Source organism: Novosphingobium sp. PASSN1, assembly GCF_002278815.1.
In genome coordinates this window covers 172,762-199,045 of sequence record NZ_NKIS01000003.1, presented here as the reverse complement: position 1 = coordinate 199,045, position 26,284 = coordinate 172,762, and the positions used below count along the sequence as shown (strand labels likewise).

27 protein-coding genes are annotated in these 26,284 nt (G+C 65.6%); 9 read left to right on the top strand and 18 right to left on the bottom strand.

Annotated features, from left to right (window positions below; translation table 11 throughout):
- Entirely contained in the window at positions 1-606 is a 606-nt protein-coding gene (locus tag CFE35_RS06715) for a group 1 truncated hemoglobin (RefSeq protein WP_292929283.1), read from the bottom strand.
- Positions 606-1,436, bottom strand: a complete 831-nt coding sequence (locus CFE35_RS06710) for a DUF3034 family protein (RefSeq protein WP_292929281.1) — start codon at positions 1,434-1,436, stop codon at positions 606-608. The genes CFE35_RS06715 and CFE35_RS06710 overlap by 1 nt, the downstream gene beginning before the upstream one ends.
- A 185-nt stretch (positions 1,437-1,621) precedes the next feature.
- On the opposite strand from CFE35_RS06710, the gene CFE35_RS06705 reads away from it, so the two are divergent.
- Positions 1,622-2,227 carry a methylamine utilization protein gene (locus tag CFE35_RS06705; RefSeq protein ID WP_292929279.1) on the top strand — a complete coding sequence of 202 codons (606 nt, stop codon included), beginning with the start codon at positions 1,622-1,624 and terminating at the stop codon, positions 2,225-2,227.
- Positions 2,224-4,545, top strand: coding sequence for an EAL domain-containing protein (locus CFE35_RS06700; RefSeq protein WP_292929277.1), 2,322 nt, complete (start codon positions 2,224-2,226; stop codon positions 4,543-4,545). Before CFE35_RS06705 ends, CFE35_RS06700 begins: the two co-directional genes overlap by 4 nt.
- 123 nt (positions 4,546-4,668) lie before the next feature.
- Here CFE35_RS06700 and CFE35_RS06695 read toward each other — a convergent pair whose 3' ends face one another.
- Both CFE35_RS06695 and hppD read right to left on the bottom strand, forming a co-directional pair.
- The gene (locus CFE35_RS06695) at positions 4,669-5,223 is read right to left on the bottom strand and encodes a VOC family protein (RefSeq protein ID WP_292929275.1); all 555 of its coding nucleotides are present in this window, start codon (positions 5,221-5,223) and stop codon (positions 4,669-4,671) included.
- The gene (hppD, locus tag CFE35_RS06690; protein ID WP_292929273.1) at positions 5,220-6,350 is read right to left on the bottom strand and encodes a 4-hydroxyphenylpyruvate dioxygenase; all 1,131 of its coding nucleotides are present in this window, start codon (positions 6,348-6,350) and stop codon (positions 5,220-5,222) included. Before hppD ends, CFE35_RS06695 begins: the two co-directional genes overlap by 4 nt.
- A 135-nt stretch (positions 6,351-6,485) precedes the next feature.
- On the opposite strand from hppD, the gene CFE35_RS06685 reads away from it, so the two are divergent.
- On the top strand, positions 6,486-6,953 hold the full coding sequence (locus CFE35_RS06685; RefSeq protein ID WP_292929271.1) for an Lrp/AsnC family transcriptional regulator: 468 nt from the start codon (positions 6,486-6,488) through the stop codon (positions 6,951-6,953).
- A gap of 79 nt (positions 6,954-7,032) precedes the next feature.
- Positions 7,033-7,395, top strand: coding sequence for an EthD domain-containing protein (locus CFE35_RS06680; RefSeq protein ID WP_292929269.1), 363 nt, complete (start codon positions 7,033-7,035; stop codon positions 7,393-7,395).
- Here the strand turns inward: CFE35_RS06680 and CFE35_RS06675 are convergent.
- Positions 7,392-8,717: an FAD-dependent oxidoreductase gene (locus CFE35_RS06675; RefSeq protein ID WP_292929267.1), complete on the bottom strand. Its 1,326-nt coding sequence runs from the start codon at positions 8,715-8,717 to the stop codon at positions 7,392-7,394. The two genes, CFE35_RS06680 and CFE35_RS06675, sit on opposite strands and share 4 nt — an antisense overlap.
- Before the next feature lie 2 nt (positions 8,718-8,719).
- Positions 8,720-10,444, bottom strand: a complete 1,725-nt coding sequence (locus CFE35_RS06670; protein WP_292929265.1) for an amidohydrolase — start codon at positions 10,442-10,444, stop codon at positions 8,720-8,722.
- 184 nt (positions 10,445-10,628) lie between these two features.
- On the opposite strand from CFE35_RS06670, the gene CFE35_RS06665 reads away from it, so the two are divergent.
- Positions 10,629-11,159, top strand: coding sequence for an HD domain-containing protein (locus tag CFE35_RS06665; protein WP_292929263.1), 531 nt, complete (start codon positions 10,629-10,631; stop codon positions 11,157-11,159).
- A 4-nt stretch (positions 11,160-11,163) separates the two neighbouring features.
- On the opposite strand, the gene CFE35_RS06660 is transcribed toward CFE35_RS06665, so the two are convergent.
- Entirely contained in the window at positions 11,164-11,745 is a 582-nt protein-coding gene (locus CFE35_RS06660) for a cytochrome b (RefSeq protein WP_292929261.1), read from the bottom strand.
- Between the two features lie 70 nt (positions 11,746-11,815).
- Here CFE35_RS06660 and CFE35_RS06655 point away from each other — a divergent pair, with 70 nt between their 5' ends.
- Positions 11,816-13,252, top strand: coding sequence for a glycosyltransferase (locus tag CFE35_RS06655; protein WP_292929259.1), 1,437 nt, complete (start codon positions 11,816-11,818; stop codon positions 13,250-13,252).
- Between the two features lie 21 nt (positions 13,253-13,273).
- Here the strand turns inward: CFE35_RS06655 and CFE35_RS06650 are convergent, their stop codons facing one another.
- The gene (locus CFE35_RS06650; RefSeq protein ID WP_292929257.1) at positions 13,274-13,399 is read right to left on the bottom strand and encodes a hypothetical protein; all 126 of its coding nucleotides are present in this window, start codon (positions 13,397-13,399) and stop codon (positions 13,274-13,276) included.
- 462 nt (positions 13,400-13,861) lie between these two features.
- On the opposite strand from CFE35_RS06650, the gene CFE35_RS06645 reads away from it, so the two are divergent.
- Positions 13,862-15,610 carry an amidohydrolase gene (locus CFE35_RS06645; RefSeq protein WP_292929255.1) on the top strand — a complete coding sequence of 583 codons (1,749 nt, stop codon included), beginning with the start codon at positions 13,862-13,864 and terminating at the stop codon, positions 15,608-15,610.
- 10 nt (positions 15,611-15,620) lie between these two features.
- A complete protein-coding gene (locus CFE35_RS06640; RefSeq protein ID WP_292929253.1) occupies positions 15,621-16,046 on the top strand; it encodes a DUF4442 domain-containing protein in 426 nt (141 codons plus the stop codon).
- 55 nt (positions 16,047-16,101) lie between these two features.
- On the opposite strand, the gene CFE35_RS06635 is transcribed toward CFE35_RS06640, so the two are convergent.
- Together CFE35_RS06635 and CFE35_RS06630 are read right to left on the bottom strand one after the other, a co-directional pair.
- Positions 16,102-17,397 (bottom strand): PLP-dependent transferase, encoded by a 1,296-nt coding sequence (locus CFE35_RS06635; protein ID WP_292929251.1) that lies wholly within the window; start codon positions 17,395-17,397, stop codon positions 16,102-16,104.
- A 39-nt stretch (positions 17,398-17,436) separates the two neighbouring features.
- Positions 17,437-19,008, bottom strand: a complete 1,572-nt coding sequence (locus tag CFE35_RS06630; protein ID WP_292929249.1) for a GtrA family protein — start codon at positions 19,006-19,008, stop codon at positions 17,437-17,439.
- A gap of 266 nt (positions 19,009-19,274) precedes the next feature.
- Between CFE35_RS06630 and CFE35_RS06625 the strand changes: the two genes are divergently transcribed.
- Positions 19,275-19,787 carry a cytochrome c family protein gene (locus CFE35_RS06625; RefSeq protein WP_292929247.1) on the top strand — a complete coding sequence of 171 codons (513 nt, stop codon included), beginning with the start codon at positions 19,275-19,277 and terminating at the stop codon, positions 19,785-19,787.
- A 111-nt stretch (positions 19,788-19,898) separates the two neighbouring features.
- On the opposite strand, the gene rlmJ is transcribed toward CFE35_RS06625, so the two are convergent.
- The 8 genes from rlmJ to puhA all read right to left on the bottom strand — a co-directional run bounded on the left by rlmJ (position 19,899) and on the right by puhA (position 26,226).
- Positions 19,899-20,741, bottom strand: coding sequence for a 23S rRNA (adenine(2030)-N(6))-methyltransferase RlmJ (gene rlmJ / locus CFE35_RS06620; protein WP_292929245.1), 843 nt, complete (start codon positions 20,739-20,741; stop codon positions 19,899-19,901).
- Positions 20,742-20,875: 134 nt separating this feature from the next.
- Positions 20,876-22,096: a 5-aminolevulinate synthase gene (gene hemA / locus CFE35_RS06615; RefSeq protein ID WP_292929243.1), complete on the bottom strand. Its 1,221-nt coding sequence runs from the start codon at positions 22,094-22,096 to the stop codon at positions 20,876-20,878.
- Positions 22,097-22,139: 43 nt separating this feature from the next.
- Complete coding sequence (puhE, locus tag CFE35_RS06610) at positions 22,140-22,925, bottom strand: putative photosynthetic complex assembly protein PuhE (protein ID WP_292929241.1); 786 nt, start codon at positions 22,923-22,925, stop codon at positions 22,140-22,142.
- Entirely contained in the window at positions 22,919-23,944 is a 1,026-nt protein-coding gene (gene acsF, locus CFE35_RS06605; protein WP_292929878.1) for a magnesium-protoporphyrin IX monomethyl ester (oxidative) cyclase, read from the bottom strand. The genes puhE and acsF overlap by 7 nt, the downstream gene beginning before the upstream one ends.
- A 113-nt stretch (positions 23,945-24,057) precedes the next feature.
- Positions 24,058-24,345 (bottom strand): hypothetical protein, encoded by a 288-nt coding sequence (locus CFE35_RS06600; protein ID WP_292929239.1) that lies wholly within the window; start codon positions 24,343-24,345, stop codon positions 24,058-24,060.
- A complete protein-coding gene (gene puhC / locus CFE35_RS06595) occupies positions 24,345-24,827 on the bottom strand; it encodes a photosynthetic complex assembly protein PuhC (protein ID WP_292929237.1) in 483 nt (160 codons plus the stop codon). The genes CFE35_RS06600 and puhC overlap by 1 nt, the downstream gene beginning before the upstream one ends.
- Positions 24,824-25,453 carry a photosynthetic complex putative assembly protein PuhB gene (puhB, locus tag CFE35_RS06590; protein ID WP_292929235.1) on the bottom strand — a complete coding sequence of 210 codons (630 nt, stop codon included), beginning with the start codon at positions 25,451-25,453 and terminating at the stop codon, positions 24,824-24,826. The genes puhC and puhB overlap by 4 nt, the downstream gene beginning before the upstream one ends.
- A complete protein-coding gene (gene puhA, locus CFE35_RS06585) occupies positions 25,450-26,226 on the bottom strand; it encodes a photosynthetic reaction center subunit H (RefSeq protein WP_292929233.1) in 777 nt (258 codons plus the stop codon). Before puhA ends, puhB begins: the two co-directional genes overlap by 4 nt.
- Positions 26,227-26,284 lie beyond the last annotated feature (58 nt).

Below are 26,284 nucleotides of genomic sequence, written 5' to 3'. Positions count from 1 at the left end.
CTAGAAGCGCTTGCGGAAAAGCCGCTTTTCGCCCCGCTCGGTCACTGCGCGGTCCATCGGCGCCAGCTTGGCCAGAAACCGGTTCTGCGCCGCAAATGGCACATGGCTCTCGCGCATCGCTGCCTGCAGGTTTTCCACCAGCGCGTTGAGGTCGGCGCGCGTCGTGCCCAGCCCCTTGTGCGAGGCGGGCATCGCGCGGCCGGTGTAATCGCACCCGGCATTGAGAATATAGCAGAACTGCTCGAACAGCGTGCGCCGCAGCCGCACCATGTCGTGCTTTTCAAAGATCGCCTTGATCCGCGGATCGGCCTCGCTCCGGGTCACCGTAGCGTCTGCGATGCGGCGGATGCCGTCCTTGCCGCCAAACGCGCGCGCCATGCCATCCCCCTTGAATGGCGCCGCGCCCGCATTGGCATTGCTTTGCACATAAGGATCGACCGGAAGTTCGCCCGTCACCGGATCGCGGGTCTTCTCGGCGACGCCGAATTCCTTGTCCCAATCAATGCCCTGCTCCGGCGGTGCTTCCTGCGCGTGCAGGCCTGCCGCGCCCAGCACCAGCGCCGTTCCCACCATCATCAACCGGATGCGTTTCATCGTACCGCCCATCAGAATGCCGCCTGCACGGAAAGCAGCGCCCCGCGCTGCCCCTTGAACGTCGCCACCGAACCGACATCGACATAGGCCGCTGTCATGGTCAGGTTCCTGACTGGCGCCCAGGCCGCAAACACGTCGAACGCATCGTTCTCGCGCGCGATGCCCAGATTGTCGGGCCGCGTGCGGAATTCCCCGCCCAGCGCCAGCCGGCGCGACGCCTGCCACGCCAGCGATCCTTCGAACTGCAACGTGCGCCCGCGGTGCTTGTCGCCGCCAAAACCGAGCAGGCCGAACTGGTTCGCCCGCGTCAACCGCGCCGTCCCATTCACCAGAATGCTGCGCGAAAGCAGCAGCTTGCTGGCACTTACGGTATAGTCCGTGCCCTTGGCCGATGCCGCGCCCACCGCGCGCACAATCGTGCCATCAAGGCTGCGCTTGTGCTGCACGCCCACGGCAATCGCGGGCAGCAGCGCTGGCCCATAGACCAGATCGCCTACCAGCCGCATTTTGGCCGAAAAAACGTCCTGATTGAACCGGAATCCGCGCCCCAGCCCCAACGCAGCCCCCACGGCGCGCGTATCGAAGTTTTGGCGCGCATAGGCCAGTTCCACCCGGTCGTGGATGCCCACGGCCAGCCCGTGGCTCTGCCAGCCGTAGTCCGGCAGTGCGATACCCGTCACATGCGCCGAGATGCCCACCGCGCGTTCGGTCCCGCGTCCGGCAATCGTGCTCCATGTGGCAAGGCCGCCGCCGCTGGCGCCTTCCACCGTGCTCACACCATTGGTCAGCAGCAGCTTGGCATCATCGAGCAGCGGCTCTGCCCGCGCGGGCATGGCCAGCATCAACGCTAAGGCAAAGGCATGTAGGTGCAGGCAGCGCGGCACCGCAGACGGGGCAGAAACGGGCATGTCGGGAGCCCTAACAAAGGATGGTAAAGAATGGGTAAAGCTTGTCCTACCGGTGTTTATGAGGATGTTAACCCGCTTCGGGTCATAACGATTTCATGGCCGACGCAAGTAATCCCTTTTTGATCCGCCCTTTCCTGCTCCGTACCGCCCTCGCGCTATGCTGCCTGCCCGCCATTTCGGCGAGCGGCCCCAGCGAAGCGGTGTTTCAGGTCGTCGATGCGCGCGGGCTTCCGCTGCAAGGCGCGGTGGTCGAAGTCGAAAAGTCCGGCGGCAGCGCTGCGCCTGCCTTCCCTTGGCGCATGGCCATGGCTCAGAAGAACCAGGCCTTCGCCCCCGGCACGCTGATCGTCCCAGTCGGCGCGACGGTCGCGTTTCCCAATCTCGATACCGTGCGCCACAGCATCTACAGCTTTTCGAAGCCCGCGCGCTTCAAGATCGATCTCTATGGCCGCGATCAGACCCGCTCGCAGCAGTTCGCGATTGCCGGAACCGTCGCGCTCGGCTGCAATATCCATGATACGATGCGCGGCTATATTCGCGTGGTTTCATCGGCTTATGCCCGGCAGAGCGATACCAATGGCTATGCCCGCATCCCCGGCCTTGGGGCGGGCAATTACAAGGTGAAAGTCTGGCATCCCCGCCTGCGTGGCGCAGAAGGCGAACAAGTGCTCACAGCTGCCGTCCCTGCCAGCGGCGCGGCCCGGCTCGTGGTGCAAGTCAAGTGAGCCTGCGATTGCGCCTCCATGCCCAACTGCGCGCCCGCCTGCGCGCCCCGCTCGCGCTGCGCACGCGCGTGGCGCTGCTGTTTGCGCTGCTGCTCATCGCGGTCATGGCGGTCTCGGTTGGCGTCGCCAGTTCCGGCCTCAGCTTCATGGCGCGGCAGGCGGCAGAGCGCGACATGGCTGCCAATGCCCGCGTGTTCGATCAGATCATCGCCTCCAGAAGTACCCAACTTGGCGAATCCGCCGCCGTGGTCGCGCGCGATTTCGGCTTCCGCGAAGCCTTCGCCACGGGTGACAGCGCCACGCTCGCCTCCGCGCTCGCCAGCCTGGGCCAGCGCACCGGGGCTGAGGTCGCCGCCATTGTCGCGCTCGATGGCACGGTCACCGCGGCGCCGGGCGCGCCAGCCATGTCCGGCGCGGCCTTGCTCCCCGCGCTCGAAGCCGGGCGGGATCGCGGCACTGTGGCCTTGGGCGGCAAGCTTGCGCTCGCCGTCGCCGCGCCCATCGAAATGCCCGATCTGGCCGGTTGGCTCGTCCTCGCCCAGCCGCTCTCAGGCCCGGACATCGCCTCGCTCAGTAAGCTTTCGGCCATCCCGATGCGGGCTGAAGTCAGCGATGCCAGCGCGCTCGCCCCCGCGCTGCGCCGCGAACAGCCCGGGATTATCGCCATTGCGCCCAGTGCCGAAGGCGATCAGCTCGTCCGCCTGTCTGCGCTGCCCTCGCTGCAGCAAGGCGTCGAAGCGCGCCTCGTGCTGCGCTCGCCGCTCGCCGCCGCGCTCGAAGCTTATGCCCGCACGCGCTTCTTGCTCATCGCCATCGCCATTGCCGGAACGCTCTTGGGCGTGTGGCTCGCGCTGCGCCTTGCGGCGGATATCACCCGCCCGCTGACCGCGCTGGCCGATGCCGCCCGCCGCATCGCCAAGGGCGAATGGACCCGCGTTCCCGTGCGCGGAGACCGCGAAGTGGCGGCGCTCGCGCACAGCTTCAACGCGATGGTCGATGCGATTGACGAACGCGAACGCCAGATCGTCCACACCGCGCTGCACGATGGCCTCACCGGGATGCCGAATCGCAGCTACTTCATCGAAAAGCTCGAACGCGCGCTGCTGCGGCAAAACGATGACTACCGTACGCTCGTCGCCTTCATCGATCTCGATGATTTCAAGGTCATCAACGACACGATGGGGCATCCTGCGGGAGATGCCCTGCTGCGCCGGATCGCGAAGCTGCTGCAGGATCTCTATCCCGATGCCATGGTCGCGCGCTTTGGCGGCGATGAGTTCGGCCTGCTGATCACCGGCCTTTCCCGTAGCGCCGATTGCACTGCCATCGCCTCCGCGCTCAACGATGCACTCAACCGCGATCACCTGATCGAAGGCCGCACCCTGGCCGCCTCCGCCAGCTTCGGCGTCGCCATCAGCCCGGCGGACGGCGCGGATTGCGATACCCTGCTCAAGCACGCCGATCTCGCGCTCTACCGCGCCAAGGCCGAAGGGAAGGGCACCTACCACTTCTTCGAAGCCGCGCTCGATGAAGCCGCCAGCCGCCGCCGCCAGCTGGAGCTCGATATGCGCGAGGCACTGCGCAATGGCGCGTTCGAACTGCATTTCCAGCCGCTGTTCAGCATGGCGCACCAGCGGGTGAAGGGGTTCGAGGCGCTGATGCGCTGGAACCACCCGGTGCGCGGGGCCATCAGCCCGGCCGAGTTCATCCCGCTCGCCGAAGAAACCGGCCTGATCATTCCGCTGGGCGAATGGGCGCTGATGGAAGCCTGCCATCAGGCGTCGGCGTGGCCTGATGATCTCTCGGTCGCGGTCAACATCTCACCGCGCCAGTTCGCCAGCCCCGCGCTGGCGCAGGCCGTCATCCGCGCGCTCGCGGCATCCGGCCTTGATCCGTCGCAGCTCGAACTCGAAATCACCGAAAGCATCTTCATCGGCAATGTCGAGAAGACCGTCGCCACGCTCCACGCCTTGCGCGGCCTTGGCATCCGCGTCTCGCTCGATGATTTCGGTACGGGCTATTCCTCGCTCAGCTATCTGCGCAGCTTCCCGTTCGACAAGATCAAGATCGACCAGAGCTTCGTGCGCGATCTGTGCGGCGATACCAGCGCCCGCGCCATCGTTCGCGCGATCACCGCCATGGCCGGCGCGCTCGGCATGGATATCCTCGCCGAAGGGGTCGAGCTTGATGCACAGGCCGACATGCTGCGCGCCGAAGGCTGCGACATGATCCAGGGCTACCTCATCAGCCGCCCGATCCCGGCGCGCGAAGTGGCGGCCCTGCTGGGCCTGCACCAAGGCGAGGCGAAACGCGCCTAGAGCAGGATGAGATCAGAGGAGACCGTCTGCCCGGACTTGTTCCGGGCCTTGGCTTTCTTCTTCGGGCGCAGCGCCAGCAGAACAGCCAAACCCCGTGTCAAGCACGGGGTGACGAAAACAAGCTCACCGTAAAGGCGCCACAGCCTCGGGCTCCTTGTGCAGCCACTCCGCGTGCCTTGGCGCGCGCTTGGTCCGGCTCCATTCCTCCAGCATCACCGGCGCCAGTGCCGCCAGTTCCACGCGCTGCGCCGCCGTGCCGATATTGCAGGCCAGCTCCAGCCGGTGTCCGTTGGGATCGAAGAAATAGATCGAGCGAAAGATGCCGTGATAGGTCGGCCCCAGCACGTCGATCCCTTCGGCCTCGAGATGCGCCTTGGCCGCATGGAGCGCCGCCTCGTCCGCCACTTCGAACGCCAGATGCTGCACCCACGCGGGCGTATTGGGATCGCGCCCCATCTCGGGCTGGTTCGGCAGTTCAAAGAACGCCAGCACATTGCCCCCGCCGCAATCGAGGAACACGTGCATATAGGGATCATGCTCGCCTGTCGAAGGCACCGTGTCCTCGGCAAACGCGGTGGTATAGCGCATGCCCATCACCCGCTCGTACCACGCCACCGTTTCCTTCGCGTCGCGGCAACGATAGGCCACGTGGTGGATGCGCTGGATGGCCGGGATCATGCTCCAATCTCCTCAAGCTTTCCCTCCACATTCAGAACCCCGCGCCGCAACTGGTCGCGCTCCATCGATTGGAACAGCGCGGTGAAGTTGCCCTCGCCAAAGCCTTCGTCCTTCTTGCGCTGGATAAACTCGAAGAACACCGGGCCAATCTGCGTTTCGGAAAAGATCTGGAGGAGGAGGCGCGGATCGCCCGCCTCGGTCGATCCATCCAGCAGAATGCCGCGCTTCTGCAGTTCGCCCACCGGCTCGCCATGCCCGGGCAGACGCTCCTCCAGCATCTCGTAATACGTCGCAGGCGGCGCGGTCATGAACGGCGTGCCACTCGCCTTCAGCCGGTCCCACGCCCCCAGCAAGTCATCGCAGGCGAACGCGATATGCTGGATGCCCTCGCCGTTATAGGCGCGCAGGAACTCCTCGATCTGCCCGCCGCCGGCTCTTGCTTCCTCGTTGAGCGGAATGCGGATCTTGCCATCGGGCGCGGTCATCGCCCGGCTGGTGAGGCCGGTATATTCGCCCTTGATGTCGAAATAGCGGATCTCGCGGAAGCCGAAGATCCGCTCGTAGAACGCCGCCCAGTGCGCCATGCGCCCGCCATAGACGTTGTGCGTCAGGTGATCGATCGTGTGGAAACCAGCGCCCTTCGGCTCGCGCTCCACCCCCGGCAGATAGACGAAATCGATGTCGTAGATCGAAAGGTCGCCCTGCGGCGATCCGGCGTAGCGGTCGATCAGATAGATGATCGCGCCCCCGATCCCGCGAATGGCGGGCAGGCGCAGTTCCATCGGTCCGGTGCGCACTTCCACCGGCTCGGCCCCGCGCTCCAGCGCGATCCGGTAAGCCTCCGCCGCATTGCGCACCCGCCAGCCCATGCCGCAGGCCGAAGGGCCATGCTCGGCCGCAAACCACGCCGCCGGGCTTTTCGGTTCATAGTTCGCGATCAGGTTGATCCCGCCCTGCCGCCACAGCTGCACCGCCTTCGAACGGTGACTCGCCACGTGGGCAAAGCCCATCGCGGCAAACACCGGCTCCAGCAGCCCCGGCGCGGGTGCGCAGAATTCGATGAACTCGAAGCCATCAAGGCCAAGCGGATTGTCGAACAGGTCGGTCGGCTGGGTGAGGGCATTCATGGCGCGGGCACTCCTCATGGATCGCCTGCGCAGAATACCCGAAATCCCTTGCGTCGTCCGCGCAAAGTTCGCAGGGATTGCATTCAATTATGCGTCAATCACGCATCATGATCTGAGAATGCAACAGGAAGACGCATGGACAAGCTCGATCACCAACTTCTCGCGCTCCTGCAAACCGATGCATCGCGCCCCCACGCCGATCTCGCCCGGCTCGTCGGGCTCTCCGCTAGCCAGGTTTCCCGCCGCATTGCGCGGCTGGAGGCAGACGGCTTCATCCGCGCCACCGTCGCCTTGCTCAGCGAAGCCGCGCTTGGCCTGCAAGTTGAAGCCTATGTCGCCGTCGCGATGGCGAGCTACGCGCCGGATGTCGTGCGCGGCTTCCACGAACGCATATCGGCGCTCCCTGAAGTGCTCGATTGCCGCGCCACCACGGGCGATTCCGATTATCTCCTGCGCATCGTCGCGCGCGATCTCGCGGCCTATTCGCGCCTGATGAACCAGCAGCTCCTCGGTCACGGCGATGTCGCCAGCGTGCGTTCCAGCGTGGTGCTCGATCGGATCAAGCACACCACCAGCCTCCCGCTGCCGCCGCCGGTTGCCTAAGGGATAAGGGCGGGCGCGGGTGAGGGGGCTTGCGCTCCACCGCAATTTGCCCTGCAATCGCGGCATCCGGGAGAGAACCATGATCAAGCTGACCTTCTGCCTCCACCGCCTGCCGCACCTCAGCCGCGCCGAGTTTCAGGACTATTGGCTGAACACTCACGGCCCGCTTGTCGCCAGCGTGCGCGATGCGCTGAAAATCCGCCGCTATGTGCAGCTCCACTCGCTCCCGGATGCCGAAGAGGCCCCCTTTGCAACAGTGCGCGGCGCGCCCGGCCCTTATGACGGCGTGGCGCAACTGTGGTGGGACAGCCTCGAAGACCTCGCGACCGACACCCCCGAAGCCCGCGCCGCAGGTGCGCTGCTGTTGGAAGACGAGCGCAAGTTCATCGATCTGCCGCGCTCCCCGCTCTGGCTGGGCGAGGAAAAGGTGATCTTCGGTTAGGCGGGTTCCAGCGCGGGCGCATGGCGCGCCAGCGCATCGCCGCCGATCCCGCGCACGCCTTGCGCCGCCAGCGTGCTGACAACCCGCGCCGGATCAAGCGCCTGCACTGCCAGCCCTTCGGCCAGCGCCATAGCCGCAGCGGTCCCCGCCGCTTGCCCCATCGCCATGCACTGCGGCATCCCGCGCACCGAAGCGAAAGCGGCAGGATCGGCGCAGACCAGCCGTCCGGCAAACAGCAGGTTTTTCAGCCGCTCCGGCACCATCGCGCGGAAGGGGATCGTGTAATAATCCCCCTGCGCCACGATGGCGTCGTGGGTCATGGCCTCGTTGCCCCGCATCACGTCGTCGATGGGGTTGTCGCAGGCGGCAATGCCGTCCGCAGGCTTCGCGCCTGCGCGCAGATCGCTCGCCAGAATGCGCTGCACCGCCTCCAGCTTGCGCGTCTCGCGCACGCCCACCGTCGGCCCCAGTTCGCTCATCCGCGCGTTCTCGAACCCCGGCACATGGTGCGTCAGGAACCGCGCCAGCTGGTGGCAGCGCCGCCGCCCTTCCTGCGTGGCGCGCGCCAGGCCTCTCGGATCGGTTCCGTCCACACCCCGGATATGCACCGAATTGCAGAACACTGTATCGGGGTGAAAGCCCTTCATCAGATAGAGCTGGGCGAGGTCCGGATGCAGCAGCCCCTGCGCGATGCCAAAGGCCGCCTCCTCCTCGAAATAGGGATCGCCCTTCGCGAACACGCGCGCCCAGTCCGCGCCAACCATCGAGAACGAGAGCGTCACCCCCATCATGTTGCCGCGCCCGTCGCCCACCACATAGGGCACGCCCGCGCGCGCCGAGGTGTCGCCGTCGCCCGAACAATCGATCACCATCCCGGCCTCGATCACCATCGCCCCGGTGCGGTCGGTGCATTCGACCCGGGTGATCCGCCCGCCGTCCACCACCGGTGCGCCTGCAAAGGTGTTCAGATGCACCTCGACGCCCGCATCCTCCAGCATCTGGAACATCGCAAAAACAGCCGCTTCGTGGTCGTAGATCACCTCGTACCCGAAGTTCTCCAGCGTCGATGGCCGCACCTCGGCCATCGGTGGATCCATCGTGAGGAGCGCGTCGGTCAGTTCGCCGAACACCCCGCCGATGCTCCGCCCGGTGGGATAGCCGCCGCCCCAAGGCATGCCCGGGCAGAACGCCATGACCCCGCCGATCTTGCTCGTTCCCTCGATCAGGCGCACCTTTGCACCCTGCCGCGCCGCGCCCAGCGCCGCGCCGAACCCGGCGGTGCCCCCACCGATCACCAGAACGTCCGTCTTGAACTCGCGCACGGTCACTTCCTCTCGAACACCACTTTGCCACCAAACAGCGTCATGAGGCAGCGCATGTCCTTGAGGCTGGCGGTTTCCACCGCATAAGGATTGCGGTCCCAAATCGCCACGTCTGCCAGCTTGCCCACTTCCAGCGAGCCGGTCTGCTTGTCCAGGAACAGCTGCCGCGCTGCCCAGATCGTGTGGCTCTTCAGCGCGCTGCGGATGTCTACCGCCTCTGCGGTGCCGAACGGCGCCTTGCCGAAGCGGTCCCCATCCGGCTCGCGTGCGACGGACGACCACAGGCCATAGCGCGGGGCATAAGGCGTCACCGGATAGTCCGAACCGTCGCTATAGAGAATGCCGCGCTTCACGTAAGTCGCATAAGGCATCATCTTGTGGCTGCGCTCCGGCCCCCAGCCTGCCGCCAGCGCATCGCCGAGGAACCAAAGGAATTCCGCCTGCGCTTCGGGATAGCCTGCGTCATAGCGCTTCTGCAGGTCCGCCATCACATCCAGCGCATGGCCCGTTGGCAGGTTTGCGTGGATCAGGCTGTGCCGCAGGCCCTGTTTGGGCCTCTGCTTGAGCGCGGCGGCATAAGCATCGACCACCGTGTCGATCGCCCGATCGCCAATCGCATGGGTGCCGATCGGCATGCCTTCGCGGGTGAACAAGTCCACCATCTGCCGGTAGACATCGGCCCCCATCATCGGCAAGCCCGTGCCCGGATTGACGTGCGAGGCATCGGCTTCGAACGGCTGATACATCCACGCCGTGCGCCCCGCGCCCGATCCATCGAGGAAGATCTTCACTCCGCACACATCGAGGTTGCCACCCTTCAGCGCCGCTGCCTCGCGCTTGCGCTGGCGGTAGTCGTCCACGGCCGCGCGCGCGGTCATCATGTCGGTGCGTGCCGAAACCAGCGTGCAGACATGCATCGGCAGCGGGGCGGCCTTGGCGGCGCGGGCATAGACATCCCAGCTTGTCCGGTCGATGCCGGGGTCCTTGAAGCCGGTCAGCCCTTCGGCCAGCGCCCCTTCGATCAGGTGCTTGAGCCCCTTGTCGCGCGTTGCGGCGTCAACGGGTGGCACCAGCTTGTCGAGCACGTCCTGCGCGCTGTCATAAAGCACGCCGTTCAGCGCGCCCGATGCATCCTTGTCATAGCGCCCGCCCGCCGGATCAGGCGTCTGCGCGGTGATCCCAGCCAGCTTGAGCACCGCGCTGTTGACCAGCGTGTAGTGCCCGGTCGTGTTGCCCAGCGCGACGGGGTGACCATCCGAAACCGCATCGAGCTGCGCAAGGCTGGGCGGGTGGTGTTCGGCAATCCGGCTCTCGTTCCAGCCCGAACCGGTCAGCCATGCACCCGGCGGCAGCTCTGCCGCGCGCGCTTTCACCCGCGCGAGGAAATCGGCCACGCTCGCAGCCTCTGCGAGTTGCAGGTTCGCCACTTCGTCGATCCCGCCGCCCAGCGCATGGGCATGGGCATCGATCATCCCCGGAGTCGCGGTGCGCCCGGCCAGATCGATCACTTTGGTGCGCTTGCCGATGAAGGCGCGCACCGCCTTGTCGCTCCCCAGCATCACGATCCGCCCGCCGCGGATCGCCATGGCCTGAACCACGCGGTCCTTGGAATCCACCGTCAGGATCGTGCCGTGATGCAGCACGGTATCGGCCGGCGCGGGCGCTTTGGCATTGGCTCCTGCCGCGAAAAACACGAGTGCAAGCGCTGAAACCGTGATTTTCCGCATAGCAAAGCCCCCGAACCATCTGTAGAGACAAGGGGTAAGCGCAGGCCCCCTGCTGTCAAGACGCAGCACGCCGAACACGGTCCGCCCTGCCGCTTGCCCAACCCCAAGCATTTGAAAAGCACCCGGCAGGTCGTTTCTGTCATTGCCCGGTCTTGCGTGCGCCATTTCCACCAGGGAGACCACGATGAACCCGGATCTCGTACTTGTCCTCGATGCCGCCGTTTTCGCTGCCGAGAAACACCGCCGCCAGCGCCGCAAGGATGCCGATGCGACGCCCTACATCAATCACCCCCTCGCGCTGGCCACCATCCTTGCGCGCGAAGGGGGCATCAGCGATGCCGAAACGATCGCCGCTGCGCTGCTGCACGATACCGTGGAGGATACCGAGACCACGCTTGCCGAACTCGAGGCCTGCTTCGGCGCGAACGTGGCTGGCATCGTCGCCGAAGTCACCGACGACAAGTCCTTGCCCAAGCTTGAACGCAAGCGCCTGCAAGTCCTGCGCGCCGCGCACAAGTCGTCCGGCGCGAAGCTGGTGAAGCTTGCCGACAAGATTGCCAACTTGCGCGATCTCGCCGCCTCACCGCCCGCTGATTGGGACGACCGGCGCAAAGCCGATTATGCCAACTGGGCGCAAGAGGTAGTCACGGGGCTGCGCGGCGCAAACCCGGCGCTGGAGGCAGCCTTCGATGCCGCCGTGGCGGCGATCGCCTGACGCTTCACGGCATCATGCGCTGCAGTTCCTTCTCGCCGTCCATGAACTGGTGCTTCAGCGCCGCGCCAACATGCAGCGCCCACAGCGCCCACATCGCGTAACCCAGGATCTCGTGCACCTCTCCAAAGCTGTCGTGCACGCTCTTCTTGGTCACCTCGTCCAGCCCCATGACCGGCCCGATGCGCGGCCATTGGAACAGGCCGAACCACTGCATCGGGTTCGCGGCGGCATCCTTCCAAGCCGAATCCATGATCCACCCGGTCAGCGGCAGGGCGATGATCAGCGCGTAGAGCGCCCAGTGCGCAGCGTGGCTCGCCTTCACTTCCCACGCCTTGTAGCTGGCGGGAAGGGCCGGGGGCGTGTGCGTCAGCCGCCACAGCAGCCGCATCAGGGCCAGCCCCAGCACGGTGATCCCGATGGACTTGTGCGTGTTGATCAGCGGCCGCACGTTCTCGTCGCCCGCCGCTTCCCAGATATAGGGCAGGATCAGGTTCACCATGATGCCCACGGCCACGATCCAGTGCAGCGCAATCGCTACACCGCTGTATTTCTTCACCATGCCAATCCCCGCGCGCTGCAAGTCCATTGCCGATTGTTCACCCACCTGCCCCTCAAACGCAATAGCCGGTTCAGCTTTGGCCGGATAAGGGCATGCCATGCTCCCGCTCAATGCCGTCCTCCACGCAGCCTCCCCGCGCTTCACCCCGCGCGCCGTGCCGCTCGTCAGCCGCTTGATCGGGATTGCCGCGCCGCTCCTGTTCCTCGTGCTGACGTGGCAGGCGTTCCAGCGGCAGGACTTGGGCATGTGGTCGGTCGGCGTCGCCTATATTCTCTATGATACCGCGCTGCTCCTGTTCACCGCATGGCAGATCCGCGCGCTTGTCGCCGATACCGCGCGCCCGCTGCCGCACACCGCCGATGCGCCCACCTTGGGCGTCATCGTCGCCGCGCACAACGAAGCGGGCGTCATCCGCCTCACCGTGGGCCGGCTCCTTGCGCAGGCCCAGCCGCCCGAGGCGATCCTGATCGCCGATGATGGCTCCAGCGATGCCACCCCCGCCGCGATGCTCGAAGCCTATGGCCTTGCCGCGCCTTGCATCGGCGGCATGGCCGAAACCGTGATCGGCGCCACCCGCCTGCAATGGCTGCGCCTGCCCCATGGCGGCAAGGCCCGCGCGCTCAATCAGGCGTTGCAGCACGCGCGCACCGATGTCGTGCTCACTGTCGATGCCGATACCCTGCTCGAACCCGGCGCGATTGCCGCCATGCGCGGGGCCTTCCTGCGCGATTCCCGGCTGGTTGCGGCCACGGGCGTGCTCCAGCCGATCTGCGGGCCTTCGCTTTCGGGCCGCCTGTTCGAATGGTTCCAGTCCTATGAATACGTGCGCAATTTCCTCTCGCGCCACGCATGGATGAACCTTAATGGCCTGCTGCTCATCTCCGGCGCGTTCGCGGCTTTCCGGCGCGAAGCCGTGCTCGCCGTGGGCGGGTTCGATCCTGATTGCATGGTGGAGGATTACGAGCTGATCCACCGTCTGCACCGCCACAGCCATGACAACGGCCTCGGCTGGCATGTCGCGGTCGTCGGCGGCGCAGTGGCGCGCACCGATGCGCCTGCAACGATCCGCGGCTTCCTCAAGCAGCGCCAGCGCTGGTTCGGCGGTTTCCTGCAAACCCAGCACTGGAACCGCGATATGGTGGGCAACGCGCGCTACGGCCTGCTCGGCACGCGGATGCTGCCGGTGAAGGCGCTCGATACGCTCCAGCCGGTCTATGGCATCGCCGCCTTCCTCATCCTGATCTGGCTCGTCGCCACGGGACGCTTTGCGCTCGCGTTCCCGATCCTGCTGGTGATGGTGGCCAAGATCATCGTCGATCTCACCTTCCATCTCTGGTCGCTTGGCATCTACAAGCGCTGGACCGGCCAGACCAAAGGCTTGCGTCTCGGCCCTGCGCTGATCGCCGCGCTGGCTGAACCCTTCAGCTTCCAGCTGCTGCGCCACACCGGCGCGCTGCTCGGCTGGTACGCGTTTCTCACCGGCAGCCAGACCTGGACCCGCGCGACCCGCACCGCGCTGGAGCACCAGGCCTGAAAGCGCGGCGTGCGTGGGGTATCAGAAGAGGTTGAGCTTGCTCGCGATGGAATAGAGTGCCGCAAGCGTCAGCGCCGAACTCGCCGTGCAAATGCACACCAGAATGCGCAGATCGCCTCGGATTTCAGGTCCGGCGTCCTGGGCCACATGATCGTCCCCATCGTAATAAGCGCCCGCACCTCGGGCGCTCGCGCCTGCAAGGGACGTGGTGGATTCGCGAAGGGATGGCGAGGGAGAAGACAAGGATGCTTCCTGCATGGCAAATGGTGGCACGGTAAGTCTGTTACGTGACACAGCGCTGAGTGGCGTTCATGCCGAATCACTGCCAGATTGGCAGTGTGCTCCCGTGCATGTTCGCTGATGGCAGCCAAACCACCGCGCGAAACGGATGCCGATGGCGCGCGGGGCATGGCAAGCCCGCCTTGCAGGCCCTGCACACGCGGCTGGGCGGCCCAAATCGCAAGATCGCCAAAACTGCAAATCCGGCTGCAATTTCTCTATACGTATGCGGCGGTTGCGTGAGGCCAGCGCGCTCGACCTCCAGCCCTTGCCAAGCCAGCGCTTCCCCCGCACCATGCGGCGCTTGCAAGGATAGGGCGAGGCAGGGGTATGGGCACGGCGGCATCACTGGCCATCACGCGGCGCGGGCTGCTCGGATCGGGCGGCGCGCTGGGCCTAGCCAGTATTTCCCCCCGCGCCATGGCCGCGATCCTCGATCCCGCGCCCACCCGCATTTTCAGAAACGCGCTCATCCACACGCTCGATCCCGCGCTGCCAGCCGCCGATGCTATTGCCATCGCGGGCAGCCGCATCGTCGGCGTGGGCACCTGGGCCGATCTCAAATCGCTTGCCATGTCCCGTACCGAAGTGATCGACCTTGGCGGGCAGACCATCGTCCCCGGCTTCAACGACGCGCACCTGCATGCCGTCGGCGAAATGCTGCTGGGGTCCGTGCTCGTCGGCAATCCGTTCGAGGTCGAGTTCTTCACGATCGACCGCATCGTCGCCCTCCTGAAGGACCGCGCCGCGATCACCCCGCCCGGCACCCTTGTCGCGGGCGAGTTCTACGATGATACCAAGATCAAGGATGGCCGCCCTGTCCTGATGGCCGATCTGGACCGCGTCTCGGCCCAGCACCCGGTCATCATCACCCATCGCGGCGGCCATACTTATGTCGTCAATAGTGCCGCCTTCAAGCTCGCCGGGATCACCCGCGATACGCCCGATCCTTTCGGCGGCACTTATGACCGCGATGCCAATGGCAATCTCACCGGGCGCGTGACCGATCTCGCCATCGATCCGATCATGGCCAAGGTGCATGAAGCCGCGCTCACGCCCGAGCAGCTGCGCGCCCGCGCCGTGGCCGGGGCTGCGAAGATCAGCCAGGAATTCGTGCGCTACGGCCTCACCAGCGTGTGCCACACCGCGCCGGGCCTTGTTTCAGCCGGAACCGCGCTCGCCGATGATTTCGCCGCGCTCCAGCAGATCCGCCGCGAAGGCAAGCTGCTCCATCGCGTGACCTATGAACCCTCGGGCGCGATGCTCGATGCGCTGATCGCCAATGGTGTGCGCACCGGCTTTGGCGATGAATGGATCCGCATCGGCGCGACGGCGGAGCAGTTCTCCGACGGCTCGTTTTCAGAACGCACGATGTCGCGCGCCACGCCTTATCCCGGCCGCACGCCGCCCTATTACGGCAATATCATGCAGACGCAGCCGGGGCTCGATGCGCTCGTCGAAAAGCAGATGCGCGCCGGAATCCAGCCCAATTTCCACGCCAACGGCGATGTCGCCATTGCCATGGTGCTCACCGCCTACGAACGCGCCATGAAGCTGCTCGGCCCTGCCGACCGCCGCCCCAAGATCACGCATTGCACCAATGTCTCGCCCGCGCTCGCCGCCCGGATCAAGGCGCTGGGTGCGGTTCCGGCGCTGTTCACCAGCTATGCCTACTACAACGCGGACAAGTTCCATTTCTACGGCGCGGAAATGATGGAACACATGATGGCCTACCGCATGCTGATCGATGCGGGGGTGCCGGTCTGCGCCGGGTCCGATTTCCCGCCCGGCCCCTTCGCGCCGCTCATGGGCCTGCAAGGCATGGTCACGCGCAAGGGCTGGAACGGCGAAGTCTGGGGCGCGAGCCAGCGGATCACCGTGATGGAGGGCCTCAAGGTGTTGGCCGCGAACGGCGCCCATGCCTCGTTCGAGGAAGACCTCAAAGGCACGCTCACTCCTGGAAAGCTGGCCGACATGGTGATTCTCGATGCCGATCCGGCCACCATCGACCCCGAAAAGATCAAGGATATCCGCGTCCAGCAGACCCTCGTCGGTGGCGATGTGAAGTTTAAAGCGTGAGGACCAAGCAATGACCTACCGTGTCAAATTCGTCGAACGCACCGGCCTCGAATTGCTGGAAGGCGGGCGCGGAAAGGCGCGCTACCGTATGCCGCTGGCCGGCAACGAGAACCACGTCGGCGTGATGTACATGGGCGCGTTCACCGTGCTGGCCGAAGCGACCGCCGCGATCCCCGGCATCTCGATCCTTGATACCGCGCGCTTCTATCCGATCATCAAGGATATCGCGGTTTCGTTCCACAAGATGGCCGCAAGCGATGTGTTTGCCGAATTCGCTCTCGATGAGCCCGCGCTTGAAGGCCTGCTCGCCGATCTCGAACGCAAGGGCAGCGCGGGCTATCTGGCGGAGTTTCCGATGACCGACGCAAAAGGCGTCGTCGTCGCCACCGGCAAAGTCGCGGTGAAGCTGCTCTCGCACGGCTGGCAGAAAGCCTGAATACCGTGCGTGCAGCAGGCCCGGCCGCTGCACGCACGCTGATTGCTTTCGCGGCTCAGGCAGCGTCCAGCGCTGCGCCGAGGTCGGCGAGGATATCGTCGATGTGCTCGATCCCGATGGACAGACGCACATAGCCCGGCGTCACGCCGCTTGCCGCCTGCTCTTCCACCGAAAGCTGCGAGTGCGTGGTCGATGCCGGATGGATCGCGAGGCTGCGCGCATCGCCGATGTTGGCCACATGGTAGAACAATTGCAGCGCATCGATGAAGCGCTTGCCCGCTTCCGCCCCATCCTTCAGCTCGAAGCCAACGAGCCCGCCCTGACCGCGCGTGAGGTACTTGGCGGCGAGGTCTGCCGCCCGGCCCGTGGCGACCGAGGGATGGATTACCGCGGAAACCTTGGGGTGGCTCTTGAGGAAGGCGGCGACCTTCACCGCGTTCTCGCAGTGCCGCTCCATGCGCAGCGGCATCGTCTCCAGCCCCTGAATCAGCTGGAACGCGTTCATTGGCGAAATCGCGTTGCCCAGATCGCGCAGCAGGATCACGCGGGCGCGGATGATATAGGCAATCGGCCCCAGTGGCTTGATATCGCGCGCCCACACCGCGCCGTGATAGCTGGCGTCCGGCGTGTTGAGGTGCGGCTGGCGTTCGGGGATGGCGTCCCATTCGAAGTTGCCGCCATCGATGATCAGGCCGCCGATCGAGGTGCCGTGCCCGCCGATGAACTTGGTGGCCGAATAGACCACCACTGCCGCACCATGCTCGAACGGCTTGATGAGGAGGGGGGCCGCCGTGTTGTCCATGATCAGCGGAATGCCGTACTCACGCCCGATGGCCGCCACTTCGGCGATTGGGAATATTTCCAGCTTCGGATTGGGCAGCGATTCCGCATAGTAGGCGCGCGTCTTGTCATCGGTCGCGCGGCGGAAACCTTCCACGTCCGCCGGATCGACAAAGCGCGTCTCGATGCCCAGATCGCGCAGCGTGTTGGCAAACAGGTTCCACGTGCCGCCGTAAAGGTTTGTGGAGGCCACGATATTGTCGCCCGCCTTGGCGAGGTTCAGGATCGCCAGCGTGGTGGCCGACTGGCCCGAGGAGACTGCCAGCGCCGCCACGCCGCCCTCGATCGCGGCCATGCGCTTTTCCAGCACGTCGGTCGTCGGGTTGCCGAGCCGGGTGTAGATATTGCCCAGTTCCTTCAGCGCGAACAGGTTCGCCGCGTGCTCGGTCGAATGGAACTGATACGAAGTCGTCTGGTGGATCGGCACGGCCACCGAACCGGTCGTCGGATCGGCGCGCCACCCGGCGTGGAGGGCAAGGGTTTCGGGCTTGGCTTTGGAAAGGTCGGTCATGTCATGCATCCTGCTCTGATCGGTTGTGGTTATAGTCTATCAATTCGGTTGAGATGGCAAGCGGCGGTAGAGCACGCTGTCCTGCGTTTTGCGCAGCGGCTCCCAGCCGGGCAGCCGGGTGCTGGGATCAAGGCGGATCACCCACAGATAGCGCGCCGCCCGCGGAATGACCCGCACCGTCTCTGCCAGCCCCGGCGAAGCGTTGCATGGCTCCAGAAACGTGATCGTGGAAGGATCGCGGTCGAACGGCGCAAGGCGGGGGTTGTGGATCGTGATCAGCTGCCCGCTCGGCAATTGCCACTGGCCATTGTCAAACACATGCCGCCGCACCAGCCCATAGCCCATGATGTGCCGCCGCCGGTCGGTGTTCCACCCCAAACATTGATCAACGTAGAGCGAGACGAGGTTCGCCCCGCGCGGCACGGCTTCGATGGCGGTCAGCGTTTCGGCAAACTGGCGGCCTGATTGGGCCATGCTCGCCGAGTTGGTCGCCAGCCGTGCTGCGCCGAACACGAAGCCGCCGATCAGCAGCCAGCGCATGAGGCGCGGATCGACCCGTGACCCATTTGGCGCGCTGGCCAGCACGAACAGCGCGAGGATCACTGGCCCCAGCCGCATATCGGCAAAGCGCGAGCCCATGATCGTATCGGGCATGGCCAGATAGAGCGCGAGCAGCGCCAGCGCCGCCGCCATCAGCCCATGATGCACCACGAAACCGCGCGTGCGCAGGCTGATATAGATCACGAACGCGATCACCGCCGCGCCCGCCGCGTCCCATATCAGCCAGCGGTCGGCCATCGCCATGATCAGCCACACGATCTTGCGCGGTTCATCGTTGTTGGCCAGCAGCGCGACGGCTTCCGCGCCGTCCTTGGGCTGCAGCGCACCGATCACCGGGCCGAGCAGCAGCGGCGCGGTCATCAGCGCGATGGCGGCGAGCGTGCGCACCACGCCTTTGCGCTCTCGCCAGCCCGCCGCCAGCGCGGTCATTCCTGCGACCAGGCTGAACACCGCCCAGCCGACCAGATGGCACAGCCACAGCGCAAACCCGATCGGCACGAACACAATGGTGCGCAAGACCGGCCTGTGCTCCAGCGCGATCCACAGCGCCATGGCATGAAACGCCAGCGCGATGGAAAGCGCGAAGTTCGCAAAACCATAGAGATAGGGCAGCGAGATCGCCAGCGGCAGCGCATAGAGCGCGTTCACTCCGATCCGCCCATGTGCCGCGCGCGAAAGCAGCAGCATGCCGGCCACCATCAGCGGCGGGATCGATCCGACGATGAGATGCACCGCCGGCTCCAGCCCCATCACCGGGGCCAGCAATTGCACAAGCAGATCGACGCCGAGATTGGGCAGCAGCCCCCACTGGAACGTGTACCAGCTTGCCAGCACCGGCGAACGCCCCGCATCGAGCTGCACAGCATAGCGCGCCATATGGCCGCCCAGATCGATCAGCGGAAGTACCGGGGCCAGAACAGCGGGGAGGGCCGCCGCCGCGCTCAGCAGCAGGATCAGCGCCAGTTCGCCAAGCGGGTCCTTGCGCGAAGCCGAAATGCCCGCAGACCCGCCGCGCGCATCACCCAGAACCGAGAATGGCCATGCCCTCATCCCGCCAGCCTTTACGGGCGCATCCGCGCTGCTGTCAAAGGGCGGCGCAATCGCATGCAAAACTGCAGCCAAATGGCAGATCGCAGCGGGTCTTGCGACATGCCCTTGAGGACAATTGTGCCTATCCCGCTGCGGGTGAACATTAAAAGTGTGTAAGGAACGATGTCATGGCGGATTGCGGCGCTATTGCCCGTTGCTGGTCATCGAGATTCGTCATAATCGTGCCGCAGTTTTTGTAAAAAGCCCCAGTTCGTAAAGGAATGGCCATGCGCAATTTGAGAGGATACCTCGGTCTGATCGCCCTTTCCGCCGCCCTGGCGGCTTGCGGTGGCAAGAAGGAAGAAGCGGCAGCGCCTGCCGCTGAAGCTCCCGCTGCTGCCGCTCCGGCTGCTGATGCTGCCGCGCCTGCTGCTGCGAAGATCGCAGCTGACGACGTCACCACGGTCGATGGCACCAAGTTCGCCGACATGAAGGGCGATGCCGCCGCTGGCGAGAAGATCTTCACCCAGTGCAAGACCTGCCACGTGATCGACGCTGGCGTGAATCGCATCGGGCCGTCGCTCCACGGCATCATCGGCCGCAAGGCTGGCCAGGTCGCGGGCTTCTCCTATTCGTCCGCGAACAAGGAAAGCGGCATCACCTGGACGGCCGAGAAGCTCTACCAGTATCTCGAAAAGCCCGCCCGCGTCGTTCCCGGCACCAAGATGGCCTTCGCCGGCCTCGCCAAGGGGCAGGACCGCGCAGACGTGATCGCTTATCTGACGTCGGCGACCAAGTAAGCGTCGCTCAAGGCAGCGCACAACAAGACGCCGCTCCCGAAAGGGGGCGGCGTTTTTTGTTGGCTGGTTGAGTGTGGCCCTATCAGGAGATGGGGGCGACACAGGTCTGCCCTAACCGTTCAACCACTCGGCGATGATCTCGCCCCGATACCCCTCCGGCGCCAGCGCGGTGCGCAGGGCTTGCAGCATGGGCGGCAGCTCTTCCGTGAAGGCGTAAGGCGGACCCACGATGAACAGGCCCGCGCCGTTGTAGATTCCGGGCTGATCGCTGTCATAGAGCCAGTGCTCCACGTTCAGCATCTTAGGGACGCCGAGCCTGCGCAGCTGCTCCTTCCACCGCACATGTACGCTCCGGTCCTTCAGCGGATACCAGATCACCGTCACGCCATGCGCCCATTTGCGGTGCGCGGCGGCAAGAGTGGCGGTGATCCGGGCGCGTTCGTCCGTCTGCTCGTAGGGCGGGTCGACCACGACCACGCCGCGCGGGGTCCGGGGCGGCACCATCGCCAGCCATAGCTCGTAGGCATCGCGTTGGTGAACGGCAGCGGACGTGCCGCGCATCGCGCGGCGCAGGACCTGCGCGTCCTCCGGATGCTTTTCGTTCAGGATCAGAACATCCTGCGGGCGCAGCAGCTGCGACAGGATCTTCGGCGAGCCGGGGTAGAGGTGCGGCCCGGCCGCCCCGTCTTCCCCGTCATTCACGGCCTGCACCGCGGCGCGGTAGTCGTCCAGCAAGGGGTTCGCGTCAGCAAAAGCCCGCACCACGCCCTGCGCTGCCTCGCCCGTGCGGCCGGCCTCCTCGCCGTTCAGGTCGTAGAGCCCGCAGCCGGCATGGGTGTCGATCAGGGTCAGCGCGCTGTCCTTGCGCTGCAAGGCCCGAACAAGGGCGATCAGCAGGCTGTGCTTCACGACATCGGCGCTGTTGCCGGCATGAAAGGAATGCCGATAATTCATTGCACGACCAAGCCCTGATGATCCAAAAGTTCGCGCTATCTCTCCAATTTCGGCTGCGCAAGTCTGTCAGCCGCACAAAAAGAAACCCGGCCCCCCGCCATCGCAGGGAGCCGGGCTTCTGATTTCAGCGCGCCTTAGGCCGCGTAAGCGCGCCGGGCCAGTTCGCACTGTGACCAGATATCGCTCAGCGCCTCGAGCAGCCGGTCGATATCGCCGTCGGTGTGGACGGGCGAGGGGGTGATGCGCAGGCGCTCCGTGCCGCGCGGCACGGTCGGGTAGTTGATCGGCTGCACATAGATGCCGTGGTTGTCGAGCAGCCAGTCGCTGATCATCTTGCACTTGCGCGCGTCGCCCACCATCACCGGGATGATGTGGCTCGGGTTATCGAGGTGCGGGATGCCCAGCGCGTTGAGCTTGCGGCGCACCGTGCTCACCCGGTCGCGGTGGCGGGCGCGTTCGTAGCCGCTGACCTTCAGGTGCTGAATGCTGGCGCAGGCACCGGCGGCGAGGGCAGGGGGGATCGCGGTGGTGAAGATGAAACCCGAGGCGAAGCTGCGCACATAGTCGCACAGCGCTTCGGAGGCCGCGATATAGCCGCCCATCACGCCGAACGCCTTGCCCAGCGTGCCCTCGATCACGTCGATCCGGTCCATCAGGCCTTCGCGTTCGGCCACGCCGCCGCCGCGCGGGCCATAGAGGCCGACGCCGTGGACTTCGTCGATGTAGGAGAGCGCGCCATGCTTCTCGCAGACTTCGATGATCTCGCGGATCGGGGAGATATCGCCGTCCATCGAATAGACGCTTTCGAACGCCACCAGCTTGGCGCGGCCAGGGGCGACCTGCGACAGCTTGGCATCCAGATCGCGCCAGTCGTTGTGCTTCCAGATCACGCATTCCGCCTTGCTGTGGCGGATGCCCTCGATCATCGAGGCGTGGTTGCCTGCGTCGGAGAACACGACGCAATCGGGCAGGCGCGCCGCCAGCGTGCCGAGTGCCGCCCAGTTCGAGACATAGCCCGAGGTGAACAGCAGCGCGGCTTCCTTATGGTGGAGATCGGCGAGTTCAGTTTCCAGCAGCGCGTGGTGGCGGTTGGTGCCCGAAATGTTGCGCGTGCCGCCTGCGCCCGCGCCGCATTCATCCAGCACGGTGTGCATCGCATCGAGCACCTTGGGATGCTGCCCCATGCCGAGGTAATCGTTCGAACACCACACGGTGACTTCCTGGGTGCCGCCGTCCACATGGCGCGTCGCCTTGGGGAAAGAGCCGCGATGGCGCTCCAGTTCGGCGAAGATGCGATAACGCCCTTCGCCGCGGATGCCGTCGAGTTCCTGTGTAAAGAAGGCCTCATAGTCCATGGCCGAAATACCCCTTCCCTTGTAATCCCTTGGGCCCGATTGCTCAGACGTTGATGCGGTTGTTGCGGGTGGGCAGCGCCCAGCCCCACAGCGCGCCGTCGCGAAACGGCAAGGCGAGAAACACGTGTTCGAGAACGCCCAGCGCGGCCATCGCGAAAAGCAGGCTGGCGCGGACGGCTTCGGTGCTGCCGGCTGGCGCGGCGAGCGCCGCCTGGCCGAGCAGGGCGGCGAGACCCACCGTGAACATCAGGGCCAGCCCCAGCGAGGGCGAAAAGCGGCGCGGGCCGAAATAGCTGCGCAGATAATCGAGATGCGGGGGCAGCAAATCGCCCACCTGGCTCGGCACTCCGGCAAACAGCGCCAGCTTGCTGGCCACCCGCAGCGAGAAGAGCAGCACGAAGACTTCCGCGCCGGTCGGGTTCACCGCGTTCCAGCCCAGCGAAAGCAGCATCAGCGCGGTGAGGGCGAGGGCGATTTCATGGTAGATCAGCGTCGATCCGGCATCGATGAAGCGGTCCCACCCGCGCGCGGCAGGGTTGCTCGGCTCGCGCCGCGGGCCTGCGACAGCGCCCATCAGGAAGCTCGCCTCGTGCCACGACCACACCATCAGCGCGCCGACGAAGCCGATATAGGCGCCTGCCATGCCCGGCATGACTGAGCCGACCACAACCGCAACGAGCCCGGCGATCCCGCCCGCACCCGCCAACGCCAACGCGCGGGGGAAGGTGGCGCGGTCGCGGTTATCCAGCCACGCGATCAGCCCGGTGGCGAAGAACCACACGAGCAACGTGACCACCATGGGCACGGCGTGGCCGGAAAAGCTTACCACGAAGGCTGCATCCGCACGCTGGCGGGCAGGGCGTTTTCCTGCGTGCGGTGGAAGTACATGCGCGCAAACGCGAGGCCCGCGCTGGCCACGCCGCTGAAGCGCTGGAAGGCGCCGACCAGTCCTCCGCGTTCCTTGCCTGCGGCGATGCGGTTGCTGGCGTTCAGCAGATCGTCCATCCGGCGGCGGAAGGCCGGGTGATCGGTTTCCAGCTCGATCGGGAAGACCTGCCGGGTGATCGCGGTGCAGACCGAGAAGACCTTGTAGTCATACTCGGTCGGATCGACGCCGAGCGCGGCGTGGAACACCGGGCGGGCGTGATCGCGCACATACATCGTGGCGTAGACCGAGAGCAGGAAGAAGCGGATCCACAGGCGGTTCAGCCCGGTGAGCAGCTTGGGATCGGCGCGCATCAGGAGGGCAAAGGCCTCGCCGTGGCGGAACTCGTCGTTGCACCATTCCTCGAACCACGAGAAGATCGGGTGGAAGCGGTGCTCGGGGTGCTTGGCGAGGTGCCGGTAAATCGTGATGTACCGCGCATAGCCAATTTTTTCAGAGAGATAGACGGCATACCAGATGAACTTCGGGCGGAAGTAGGTGTACTTCTTCGATTTCGTCAGGAAACCCAGATCGACGCCGATGCCGGCATCCTTGAGCGTCTCGTTGATGAAGCCGGCGTGGCGGCTTTCATCGCGTGCGAGCAGCTTGAACAGTAGCTTCATGTCTGGGTTGCGGGTGCGGCGGGCCATTTCGGAATAGAGCACGCAGCCGGAAAATTCGGACGTCATCGAGCTGACAAGGAAATCGGTGAACTCTTCGCGCAGCGCCGGTTCGAGGTTCTCGATGATCCCGGCAAAGCTTTCCTTGCGCTTGAAGTGGGTCTTGTTGGGGTCCGCCTGCATTTCGGCCATCAGGCCGTCCCATTCCTTGCGGACCAGCGAAACGTCGATCGCATCGAGTGCGTTGAAGTCGGTGGTGTAGAAGCGCGGGCTCAGCACCGTTTCGGCGCGGGCCATGGCCATCGTGTCGACTTTTCCGGCGCTGCTGCCCGTGTCGAAATCAAGCCCGGCGGCGGCTGCGGCGCGGCTGAATTCGGCGTGCGCGGAAGAATTGGGGTCAATCGTGGTAGGGGCGTTCATGACGGTCTCCCGGGCGTAAAGCTGACTTCGTAGAGTTCGGTGAGGTCGAAATAGGCCGCCAGCTTGATCCACAGCCGGACAGGCAGACTCGCCCGGGTTACCGTTGCCATGCGGTCGATGGCCATGCTTTGACCGAAGTCAACGCGGATCGGCGCGCCGTGGACCTTGACGCGGTCGCCGGGTTGCAGCTCGATATCGCCCGCCAGGCGGACGTGCGCATGGAAGTGCTCGGGCGTCTGCTCGATCTCGATGCGGCAGGGGGTATCGAAGCTGCTCCCGCCCATCAGGCAGCGCCTCCGGGCAGCAGCGCGGCAAAGGCAGCGCGGTTGTCTGGACCGAACGAGCCCAGTTCGATGGAGCGGCCCGTGGCCTTGTCATCGAGGCTCAGCGTGCCGTTCTTCCACAGCGTCAGCGTGAACGGCGGGGCCATGCCGACGCCGCGGCTGTGCCGCTCGCGCGCCATGCCGCGCATCACCCCGCGCACGAAGCCGTTGCCCGGAACGCCGTCGATCAGCACGCGCACCGTCTCGCCGGTCGTCACGTCGCGCACCACGACAGCGCCGTCGGCACGGTCGCTGAAGCTGAGCGTGCGCACCACCGCCGGGGCGACATGCGCCTCGGTGCGGACCAGTGCGGGCACGGCCTCGCGGTTGAGCACGCCGACCTTGACCAGCGTGGTCAGTGCCAGCGCGGTGATCACCAGCATCGCGGCCGAAGCCACGGCGTGCTTGGGGATCGTCTGCTCGTGATCGTGAACCAGGCTCATGCTGCTGCCTCTCTTGCACCCAGAACGGGGCGCGGTGCCTGCGTAGCGGATGCCGCTTCGCTGCGCTGCTGAACCGGCGTGATCGCGGCTGCCGCCTTGGCAAGGATGGCAGCGGCGTCTGCCGCATCGGCTAGTGCGCGCAGCATCGGCTGCGGCTTTGCGAGGCGGAAGGGCCGGGCGTGCGGCCAGAGCATCAGATAGCCCAGCATGCTGGAGCCCTGCGGCACGAGCGCAATATCGCCGAACCCGCCGCCGAGGTTGCGCAAGTCTGCCGAATCCACCTTGCTCAGCGGCAGGTTGATGCACTTGCTGAGTGCCACACCGATGCGCAGAACGACACGGCGATTGGTGATCGTGTAGACCGTGCTGCGCGCCACGAGCAGGGCAAAGCCATAGGCCAGCCCGACCGCGAGAACGCCGAAGCCTGCCGTGAGCAGCGCGCCGAGCGGTGTGCCGCTGACCATGGCCCAGGCGACCAGAGCTGCGAAATATCCGCCGATCCACCGCGCCCCCAAGGCGCTGCGTGCGAACACGCGCGCATCAGGTGCACCCTGCCAGAGGATCGCCTCACCCGGAGGCAGATCACCCGGCAGGCCGCGGATCGGCTCGATATCGTGCTCTCTCACAGGATTGGCTCCTGCCGGCCGGCGTTGGCGTAGAGATAGCCGCCGCCGAAGTAGCCAATCACGCGCTCTTCTTCATAGCGGGTGATCTCGGCAGCTGCTTCGAGCTGCGGTACGCCGTCATAGTCGGCCGCGTTGATCGCATCGATGGTCACGCCAGCGGCGGTCACCGTTGCCATGGCCATCGGCGCGAGGACCGACTTGCCGCTTGTGGTCTGCACCGCAAGGTAGCGGATCTGGTGCTCGGCGCGGTCGATCCACAGATCGGTCACGGTGCCGGCGATCTTGCCGTCAGCGGCGATGACCTGCATGCCGCGCGGATCGCGGCTGCCGCTCCACACCGAGATGTGGCCTTCGGTTGAAAGCGGCACGATGCGGGCGCGGCCATGCGCGTCCTGATCGGGCCACATTGCGCGGTTCGCATAAGATGCCGGGCCGACGCCATCGACCAGCGGATTGCCGGTCGGCACGTAGGGCGCACCGGCGAAGTTTTCATAGCGCTTGGCGGCGATATCCACCGGCTCGCGGCCTTCGGCACGCCCAACCGGTGCCATCACGGTGCCGCGATCGAACGGCAGCCGGAAGGCCTTAGGCAGCGCGGTCGAGAGTGGGCCGCCGACGGTCTCGATGAAACCGTTGATCTCGTCCTCGAGCGGATAGCCCTCGCGACGGTCTTCGCGCCGCAGCCAGAACACCAGCGCGACAAAGAAGAGGAAGAACGCAGCGAGCGAGAGCTCCGCGACGTCAATCGAGCCAACAACATATGCGCTTTTCATCGAATGTTCCTTTCCCGGATCAAGGCCCCGGAGGCCGCATGTCCCACCACCAAATTCA